The 10,050-nt window shown below is 68.5% G+C and carries 5 protein-coding genes; all 5 read right to left on the bottom strand.

The annotated features are described in order from the left end of the window. Positions 1 to 134: 134 nt before the first annotated feature. Positions 135 to 503 (bottom strand): hypothetical protein, encoded by a 369-nt coding sequence (locus JNW89_RS17645; RefSeq protein WP_210775460.1) that lies wholly within the window; start codon positions 501 to 503, stop codon positions 135 to 137. 118 nt (positions 504 to 621) lie between these two features. Further along, positions 622 to 4,509, bottom strand: a complete 3,888-nt coding sequence (locus JNW89_RS17650) for a DNA-directed RNA polymerase subunit beta' (RefSeq protein WP_238449751.1) — start codon at positions 4,507 to 4,509, stop codon at positions 622 to 624. Between the two features lie 78 nt (positions 4,510 to 4,587). After that, on the bottom strand, positions 4,588 to 8,019 hold the full coding sequence (locus tag JNW89_RS17655; RefSeq protein WP_238449752.1) for a DNA-directed RNA polymerase subunit beta: 3,432 nt from the start codon (positions 8,017 to 8,019) through the stop codon (positions 4,588 to 4,590). A 571-nt stretch (positions 8,020 to 8,590) separates the two neighbouring features. After that, positions 8,591 to 8,974, bottom strand: coding sequence for a 50S ribosomal protein L7/L12 (gene rplL / locus JNW89_RS17660; protein ID WP_088960246.1), 384 nt, complete (start codon positions 8,972 to 8,974; stop codon positions 8,591 to 8,593). Positions 8,975 to 9,028: 54 nt separating this feature from the next. Then, positions 9,029 to 9,574 (bottom strand): 50S ribosomal protein L10, encoded by a 546-nt coding sequence (gene rplJ / locus JNW89_RS17665; protein ID WP_238449753.1) that lies wholly within the window; start codon positions 9,572 to 9,574, stop codon positions 9,029 to 9,031. Positions 9,575 to 10,050 lie beyond the last annotated feature (476 nt).

A 10,050-nucleotide genomic window follows, 5' to 3' on the forward strand; every position in this document is an offset into this window, starting at 1 on the left:
CGGCTCCCGACGGCGGCGCCGGTTCCGTCACGTGGTCCTCCTGTCGACAAGCCAGATCCCTCGCCGCGCGACGGACACCGGCCAGGCTACCGTCGGCGCGCACCGCCCCGCAGGGCCCGCACGATCACCGGCGCTCAGTCCACGTTCGGGGCGTAGTCCTGCCCGAACGGGGCGTCGGCCAGCCGGACCACGCCGATCACCACGAGCGTCACCACGGCGACCGCGACCAGCACCAGACCCGCCCAGGCCAGCCGCTCCCCCTGCCGCAGCCAGGCCGCGCCGGTGAGGTACCCGCCGGAGGCGTACGCCTCCCGCCGGGCCTGCCGGGCGAGCTGGAGCGCCACCGTCGCGGGCACCACCCCGCCGATGAACAGCCCGGTCAGCGCCCCGATCAGGCCCAGCGCGAAGACCGCGCGGGCCTTCGTCGCGGGTGCCGGGTCGGGGTCGAGCGGGTGGCGTGGCGGCTGGTGCGCCACGGGCAGCTGCCCGGGAGCGGTCGTCATACCCCCATCATGCCCGTCGGCGCACGCCGGGACCGGCCACCTCGGCCCCGAAGGCCGACCCACCCCGGAACACGACGAGGCCCCCGGCGGTCACGCCGGGGGCCTCGTCGGTCACTGCTTAGCGGTACGACCCGAAGTCGAAGTCGTCCAGCGGCACAGCCTGCCCGCTGGCCGGCCCGAAGCCGTAGTCGGTCTCCGGGTAGCCGGTCATCGAGTAGACCTTGGCCTTCGCCTCCTCGGTCGGCTCGACCCGGACGTTGCGGTACTTGCTGATGCCCGTACCGGCCGGGATGAGCTTGCCGATGATCACGTTCTCCTTGAGGCCGACGAGCGAGTCGCTGCGCGAGTTGATCGCCGCGTCGGTCAGCACCCGGGTGGTCTCCTGGAAGGAGGCCGCCGAGAGCCAGGAGTCGGTGGCCAGCGAGGCCTTGGTGATACCCATCAGCACCGGGCGACCGGCGGCGGGCTCGCCACCCTCACCGACGAGCCGGCGGTTCTCCGACTCGAAGAGCGCCCGGTCGACCAGCACGCCCGGCAGGAACTCGGTCGAGCCGGAGTCGATGACCGTCACCCGCTTGAGCATCTGGCGGATGATGATCTCGATGTGCTTGTCGTGGATGAGCACACCCTGCGAGCGGTAGACCTCCTGGACCTCCTGGGTCAGGTGGACCTGGACCGCGCGCGGGCCGAGGATGCGGAGCAGCTCGTGCGGGTCGATGGTGCCCTCGGTGAGCTTCTCGCCGACCTCGACGTGGTCCCCGTCGTGGGTCCGCAGCTTGACCCGCTTGGAGATCTTGTCGTAGACGATCTCGTCGCTGCCGTCGTCCGGCACCACGATGATCTTCCGGGACCGCTCGCCGTCCTCGATCCGGACCCGGCCCGGGGTGTCGGCGATGGGTGCCTTGCCCTTCGGGATCCGGGCCTCGAAGATCTCCTGGACACGGGGCAGACCCTGGGTGATGTCCTCACCCGCGACACCACCGGTGTGGAAGGTACGCATCGTCAGCTGCGTACCCGGCTCACCGATCGACTGGGCGGCGATGATGCCGACCGCCTCGCCGATGTCGACCGACTTGCCGGTCGGCAGCGAACGGCCGTAGCAGGCCGCGCAGACGCCCAGCTTCGACTCGCAGGTGAGCACGCTGCGCACCCGGACCGTCTCCACCCCGGCGGCGACGATCTTGTCGACCAGGATCGAGTTGAGGTCCTGACCGCGCTGCGCCACCACGGTGCCGTCCGGCCCCTTGATGTCGTCGGCCAGGGTCCGGGCGTGCACGCTGGTCTCGGCGTGCGTGTGCACGACCAGCTTGCTGTCCAGCCGCTCGCCGATCTGCATCGGGATCGCCCGGTCGGTGCCGCAGTCCTCCTCGCGGATGATCACGTCCTGCGAGACGTCCACCAGACGACGGGTCAGGTAACCCGAGTCGGCGGTCCGCAGCGCGGTGTCGGCGAGACCCTTACGGGCACCGTGCGTGGAGATGAAGTACTCCAGCACGGACAGACCCTCCCGGTAGCTGGCCTTGATCGGCCGCGGGATGATCTCGCCCTTCGGGTTGGCCACCAGACCACGGATCGCCGCGATCTGCCGGAGCTGGAGCAGGTTACCGCGAGCACCCGAGTTGATCATCTTCCACAGCGGGTTCTCCTGCGGCAGCGCGGTGTCCATCTCCTTGGCGACCTCGTTGGTCGCCTTGGTCCAGATCTCGATGAGCTCGCCGCGACGCTCCTCGGCGGTCATCAGACCACGCTGGTACTGCTTGTCGATCTGGTCGGCGTCCTTCTCGTACCGCGCCAGGATCTCCCGCTTGCGCGGCGGCGCGATGACGTCCTCCATGCCGATGGTGACGCCGGACCAGGTGGCCCAGTGGAAACCGGCCTCCTTGAGCCCGTCCAGGGTGGCCGCGAGAGCCACCTTCGGGAAGCGCTCGGCGAGGTCGTTGACGATCGCGGAGAGCTGGCCCTTGCGGATCTCGTAGTTCACGAAGCGGTAGCCCTGCGGCAGCGTCTCGTTGAACAGGACCCGGCCCAGCGTGGTCTCCACGGTCAGCTGCTCACCCTCGGCCCAGCCCTCGGGCGCGACCCACGGCTCGGCGCCGGCGCCGTTGTCGACACCGACCACGCCGCGCAGCCGGATCTTGACCGGGGTCTGCAGGTGCAGCTCGCCGCTGTCGAACGCCATCCGCGCCTCGGCGTCCGAGCTGAACGCCCGGCCCTCGCCCTTGCCACCGGGGGTGAGGTGGGTGAGGTGGTAGAGACCGATGACCATGTCCTGGGTGGGCATGGTGACCGGCTTGCCGTCGGCCGGCTTGAGGATGTTGTTCGACGACAGCATCAGGATCCGCGCCTCGGCCTGGGCCTCGGCGGACAGCGGCACGTGCACCGCCATCTGGTCACCGTCGAAGTCCGCGTTGAACGCGGTGCAGACGAGCGGGTGGATCTGGATCGCCTTGCCCTCGACCAGCTGCGGCTCGAAGGCCTGGATGCCCAGGCGGTGCAGGGTCGGCGCACGGTTCAGCAGCACCGGGTGCTCGCCGATGACCTCTTCCAGCACGTCCCACACGACCGGCCGCTGCCGCTCGACCATCCGCTTGGCGGACTTGATGTTCTGGGCGTGGTTGAGGTCCACCAGCCGCTTCATCACGAAGGGCTTGAACAGCTCCAGCGCCATCTGCTTGGGCAGGCCGCACTGGTGCAGCTTCAGCTTCGGGCCGACCACGATGACCGAACGGCCGGAGTAGTCGACGCGCTTGCCGAGCAGGTTCTGGCGGAACCGGCCCTGCTTGCCCTTGAGCATGTCCGACAGCGACTTGAGCGGGCGGTTACCCGGACCGGTGACCGGCCGGCCGCGACGGCCGTTGTCGAACAGCGCGTCGACGGCCTCCTGGAGCATCCGCTTCTCGTTGTTGACGATGATCTCGGGCGCGCCGAGGTCGATCAGCCGCTTGAGGCGGTTGTTCCGGTTGATCACGCGGCGGTACAGGTCGTTCAGGTCGGAGGTCGCGAAGCGGCCACCGTCGAGCTGCACCATCGGGCGCAGGTCCGGCGGGATGACCGGGACGCAGTCCAGCACCATGCCGAGCGGCGAGTTGCGGGTGTTCAGGAACGCCGCGACGACCTTCAGTCGCTTGAGCGCCCGGATCTTCCGCTGGCCCTTGCCGGAGCGGATGGTCTCGCGCAGGCTCTCGGCCTCGGCGTCGAGGTCCATGTTCTGGACCAGCGCCTTGATGGCCTCGGCGCCCATGCCGCCGGTGAAGTACTCGCCGAACCGGTCGCGCAGCTCGCGGTAGAGCAGCTCGTCGGTGACCAGCTGCTTCGGCTCCAGCTTGCGGAAGGTGTCCAGCACCTCGTCGAGGCGGTCGATCTCGCGCTGGGCCCGGTCGCGGATCTGGCGCATCTCGCGCTCTCCGCCCTCCTTGACCTTGCGCCGGACGTCCGCCTTGGCACCCTCGGCCTCCAGCTCGGCCAGGTCGGCCTCGAGCTTGGCGGCCCGCTTCTCGATCTCCGAGTCGCGGCTGTTCTCGGACTGCCGCTTCTCGGCCAGGATCTCGTTCTCGATCGTCGAGAGGTCACGGTGACGCGACTCGGCGTCCACGCTCGTCACGACGTACGAGGCGAAGTAAATGATCTTCTCGAGGTCCTTGGGGGCGAGGTCCAGCAGGTAGCCCAGCCGGCTCGGCACGCCCTTGAAGTACCAGATGTGGGTCACCGGAGCGGCGAGCTCGATGTGCCCCATCCGCTCACGACGGACCTTGGAACGGGTCACCTCGACGCCGCAGCGCTCGCAGATGATGCCCTTGAAGCGGACCCGCTTGTACTTACCGCAGTAGCACTCCCAGTCCCGCTGCGGACCGAAGATCTTCTCGCAGAAGAGCCCGTCCTTTTCCGGCTTCAGGGTGCGGTAGTTGATCGTCTCAGGCTTCTTGACCTCACCGTGCGACCACTGACGGATGTCGTCGGCGGTGGCGAGGCCGATGCGCAGCTCGTCGAAGAAGTTGACGTCGAGCACTATGTCCCCTATGTCGTCGTCTGTACTGCTAGCTAGTGGGTGGGGTCGAGCCGGCGAGCCGGCTCCCGACCGCTCACCTCAGACCTCTTCGACCGAGCTCGGCTCGCGCCGGGACAGGTCGATGCCCAGCTCCTCCGCGGCCCGGAACACCTCGTCGTCGGTCTCGCGCATCTCCAGGGCCACGCCGTCGCTGGAGAGCACCTCGACGTTGAGGCACAGCGACTGCAGCTCCTTGAGCAGCACCTTGAACGACTCCGGAATGCCCGGCTCGGGGATGTTCTCGCCCTTGACGATCGCCTCGTAGACCTTGACCCGGCCCAGGACGTCGTCGGACTTGATGGTCAGCAGCTCCTGCAGGGCGTAGGCGGCGCCGTACGCCTGCATGGCCCAGCACTCCATCTCACCGAAGCGCTGACCACCGAACTGCGCCTTACCACCCAGCGGCTGCTGCGTGATCATCGAGTACGGGCCGGTCGACCGGGCGTGGATCTTGTCGTCGACCAGGTGGTTGAGCTTCAGGATGTAGATGTAGCCGACCGCGATCGGGTCCGGCAGCGGCTCGCCGGAACGACCGTCGAACAGCTGCGCCTTGCCGGAGGACCCGATCAGCTGCTTGCCGTCCCGGTTGGGCAGGGTCGACGCGAGCAGACCGGAGATCTCCTCCTCACGGGCACCGTCGAAGACCGGGGTGGCCACGTTCGTGTCCCCCTCGGACTCGTGCGCCTCGATCGAGCGGAGCTGGCGCTTCCAGTCGGCGTCGTCGCCCTCGACCTTCCAACCGGTCTTGGCCACCCAGCCGAGGTGGGTCTCCAGCACCTGACCGATGTTCATCCGGCTGGGCACACCCAGCGGGTTGAGCACGATGTCGACCGGGGTGCCGTCCTCCAGGAACGGCATGTCCTCGACCGGCAGGATCTTGGAGATGACGCCCTTGTTGCCGTGCCGGCCGGCGAGCTTGTCGCCGTCCTGGATCTTGCGCTTCTGGGCGACGTAGACCCGGACCAGCTCGTTGACGCCCGGCGGCAGCTCGTCGCCGTCCTCGCGGGAGAAGGTACGCACGCCGATGACCGTGCCGGTCTCGCCGTGCGGCACCTTCAGCGAGGTGTCCCGGACCTCGCGCGCCTTCTCACCGAAGATCGCGCGGAGCAGCCGCTCCTCCGGGGTCAGCTCGGTCTCGCCCTTGGGCGTGACCTTGCCGACCAGGATGTCGCCGGGGACGACCTCGGCGCCGATCCGGATGATGCCGCGCTCGTCGAGGTCAGCGAGCATCTCCTCGCTGACGTTCGGGATGTCGCGGGTGATCTCCTCCGGGCCGAGCTTGGTGTCCCGGGCGTCGACCTCGTGCTCCTCGATGTGGATCGAGGTGAGCACGTCCTGCTGCACGAGGCGCTGCGACAGGATGATCGCGTCCTCGTAGTTGTGGCCCTCCCAGCACATGAACGCCACCAGCAGGTTGCGCCCGAGCGCCATCTCGCCCTCGTCGGTGCACGGACCGTCGGCGATGACCTGGCCGGCCTCGACGCGGTCGCCCTCGAAGACGACCGGCTTCTGGTTGACGCAGGAGCCGGCGTTGGAGCGACGGAACTTGTGCAGCAGGTACGTCCGGCGGTGGCCGTCGTCCTGGTGGATGGTGATGTAGTCGGCGCAGAGGTCCTCGATCACACCACCGACCTCGGCGACGACGACGTCACCGGCGTCGACGGCGGCCCGGTACTCCATGCCCGTACCGACCAGCGGCGACTCGGCCTTGACCAGCGGCACCGCCTGGCGCTGCATGTTCGCGCCCATCAGGGCCCGGTTGGCGTCGTCGTGCTCGAGGAACGGGATCATCGCGGTCGCGACCGAGGTCATCTGCCGCGGCGAGACGTCCATGTAGTCGACGGCGCCGGGAACGACGTCCTCGGTCTCGCCACCCTTACGGCGACACAGGACCCGGTCCTCGGCGAAGGTGCCGTCGGCCTTGAGCGGCGCGTTGGCCTGCGCCTTGACGTACCGGTCCTCCTCGTCCGCGGTCAGGTAGTCGATCTGGTCGGTGACCCGACCCTCGACGACCTTCCGGTACGGCGTCTCGATGAAGCCGAACGGGTTGACCCGGGCGAAGGTGGAAAGCGCGCCGATCAGGCCGATGTTCGGGCCTTCCGGCGTCTCGATCGGGCACATCCGGCCGTAGTGCGACGGGTGCACGTCACGGACCTCGAAGCCGGCCCGCTCCCGGGACAGACCACCCGGGCCGAGCGCGCTCAGCCGGCGCCGGTGGGTCAGGCCCGCCAGCGGGTTGGTCTGGTCCATGAACTGGGACAGCTGCGACGTACCGAAGAACTCCTTGATCGCCGCCACCACCGGGCGGATGTTGATCAGGGTCTGCGGCGTGATCGCCTCGACGTCCTGCGTGGTCATCCGCTCGCGGACGACCCGCTCCATCCGGGACAGGCCGACGCGGACCTGGTTCTGGATGAGCTCGCCGACCGTGCGCAGGCGCCGGTTGCCGAAGTGGTCGATGTCGTCGGCCTCGTAGCCGTCCTCACCGGCGTGCAGCCGGCAGAGGTACTCCACGGTGGCGACGATGTCGTCCTCGGTGAGCGTGCCCGTGGTGATCGGGACGTTCAGCTCGAGCTTCTTGTTGAACTTGTAACGACCGACCTTGGCGACGTCGTACCGCTTCGGGTTGAAGAAGAGGTTGTCGAGCAGGGTCTGGGCGTTCTCACGGGTCGGCGGCTCGCCAGGGCGGAGCTTGCGGTAGATGTCGAGCAGCGCCTCGTCCTGGCCGGCGATGTGGTCCTTCTCGAGCGTGGTCATCATCAGCTCGGACCAGCCGAACCGCTCACGGATCTGCTCGGCCGACCATCCGATGGCCTTGAGCAGGACCGTGACGGCCTGCCGACGCTTGCGGTCGATGCGGACGCCGACCGTGTCGCGCTTGTCGATGTCGAACTCCAGCCAGGCACCCCGGCTCGGGATGACCTTGACGCTGGAGAGGTCGCGGTCGGAGGTCTTGTCCGGCTGCTTGTCGAAGTAGACGCCCGGGGACCGGACGAGCTGGCTGACCACGACGCGCTCGGTGCCGTTGATGATGAAGGTGCCCTTCGGCGTCATCATCGGGAAGTCACCCATGAACACCGTCTGGCTCTTGATCTCGCCAGTGGTGTTGTTGGTGAACTCCGCGGTCACGAACAGCGGCGCGCAGTAGGTCAGGTCCTTCTCCTTGCACTCCTCGATCGAGGCCTTGACCTCGTCGAAGCGCGGAGCCGAGAAGGAGAGCGACATGGTGCCGGAGAAGTCCTCAATGGGACTGATCTCTTCGAGGATCTCCGCGAGACCCGATCGTGCGTGCGGGTCGTCCGCCGACCGGCCCTGCCAAGCCTCGTTGCCGACGAGCCAGTCGAAGGACTCGTTCTGAATGGCGAGGAGGTTGGGGACCTCGAGGTGTTCGGTGATCCTGCCGAAAGAAACTCGGCGGGGAGCGAAAGCGCTCGACGTACGACTGGTCTTCGCAGGGCGGGAAGCTGCCAAGATGCGTCCTTCCGAGGACCGGTGCTGCAGAACGGCTGGTACGCGTGCACTCCAATGACCCCACCAGAAATATCCGTAAACGGACATTTCCGAGCAGGGGTCAAGTCGGAAGGCAGCGCAAACTAGCAGTGTAGCCGAGAGGCTAACCGCTGTCCAGCCCACCCCGCAGGTCGTCGCGGAACGTGCCTCGGGAGCCCGGAAAACCGGGTCTGCCGGGCCGCTCGGAACGCGGCGTTCCTGCGGGCCGCTCGGGTGCCGCGGCGGTGGTGCTGCCGTTGCCATTACCCAAGTGGTGGCCGTCGCAAGCGCGGAAGGACTTGCTGGTGTCAGCGTGCCTGGCGGTCCGGTGCCGCGTCAAGGGCCGGTGTCGGGTCGCCGCCCTCTTTCCGGTCCGGAGCCACCGCCGGGCACCGCCGTGGTGCCGTACGCCGAGTGCCGGACGTCCTGCTCACGCCGCTGCCACCGGTAGTCACCAACCACAGCGGGCGGTGATCCGTTCCCGGATCACGCCCGCCGCGATGCGGTGTGCCCCGGCTCACGTGAGCCGGACGCGCGCCTGGTCGTACCTCAATTACTTGAGGGTGACCTTGGCGCCCTCGCCCTCGAGCTTGGCCTTGGCCTTCTCGGCGGTCTCCTTGTTGACCTTCTCCAGGATGGCCTTCGGCGCGGACTCGACCGCGTCCTTGGCCTCCTTGAGGCCCAGGCCGGTCAGCTCACGCACGACCTTGATGACCTGGATCTTCTTGCCACCGTCACCCTCGAGGACGACGTCGAACTCGTCCTTCTCCGGCTCGGCCTCGGCCGGGGCAGCGGCGCCACCGGCAGCGGCGACCGCGACCGGAGCGGCGGCGGTGACCTCGAAGGTCTCCTCGAACTGCTTCACGAACTCGGAGAGCTCGATCAGCGTCATCTCCTTGAACGCGTCGAGCAGCTCGTCGGTGCTGAGCTTCGCCATGTCTGGCGTCCTTTCCTGAATCTGTTAGGTAAGAACTGGGTGCGCCGGGAGGCCTCAGGCCGCCTCGGCGCCCTCCTTCTCGCGCTTGTCCTGCAGGGCGGCCGCCAGACGGGCGGTCTTGGAGAGCGGAGCCTGGAACAGGGCCGCGGCCTTGCTCAGGTTGCCCTTCATCGCGCCGGCCAGCTTGGCCAGCAGCACCTCACGGGACTCCAGGTCGGCGAGCTTCGTGACCTCGGCCGCGGAAATGGCCTTGCCCTCGAAGACACCGCCCTTGATGACGAGCTTCGGGTTGGCCTTCGCGAAGTCGCGAAGCCCCTTCGCCGCCTCGACGACGTCGCCCGAAACGAAAGTCAGCGCGGTAGGACCGGTGAACAGCTCGTCGAGGCCGGAGATGCCCGCCTCGGTCGCGGCACGCTTGGCCAGCGTGTTCTTCGCGACCGTGTAGGTGGTCTCCTTGCCGAGCGAGCGCCGCAGCTGGGTGAGCTGGGAAACCGTCAGACCACGGTACTCGGTCAGCACCGCAGCGCCCGCGGTACGGAAGCTCTCGGTCAGCTCAGCGACGGCCGTGGCCTTGTCGGCCCGGATCGGCTTGTCCGCCATGTCCCTCCTCTCTCGTTGCTCGAGGCTGGTCGCCGTCGGCAGGCCGGGTGGCCTGGGACGGCGGCGGAGGATCACGACAACGAGAAAAGCCCCGGCGCAGGGCGCACGGGGCGAGGGCCGGCACGATCACCATGGTCGGCGGACCACGGGAAGAGCCGATTTTCGCTTACCGCCCTGCGCGGGTCGCCCGTCATCGCGGGACCTTCGACCGTGCCGGAGCACGGTGACCAGCGGTCTCTGGGTGGAACTTCGTCATCAGGTTACGGCACGCGACGGTGAGCACCAAATCGCACCCCACGTGCGCCCGGTCACTCCGGCGCGGCACCTCCGGCGGCCGGCCTTCGGCGGGCCGGCCCCGCTCAGGGGCGGACCCGGCGTCGCCAGGCGTAGCCGGCCAGGACCACCGCCGCCCAGGCCAGCGCCCCCGCGGTGAGCAGGAGCGCCGTCGAGCCGGCCAGCGGGCCGGTCAACGCCCG

This window comes from Micromonospora sp. 4G55 (genome assembly GCF_016803375.1).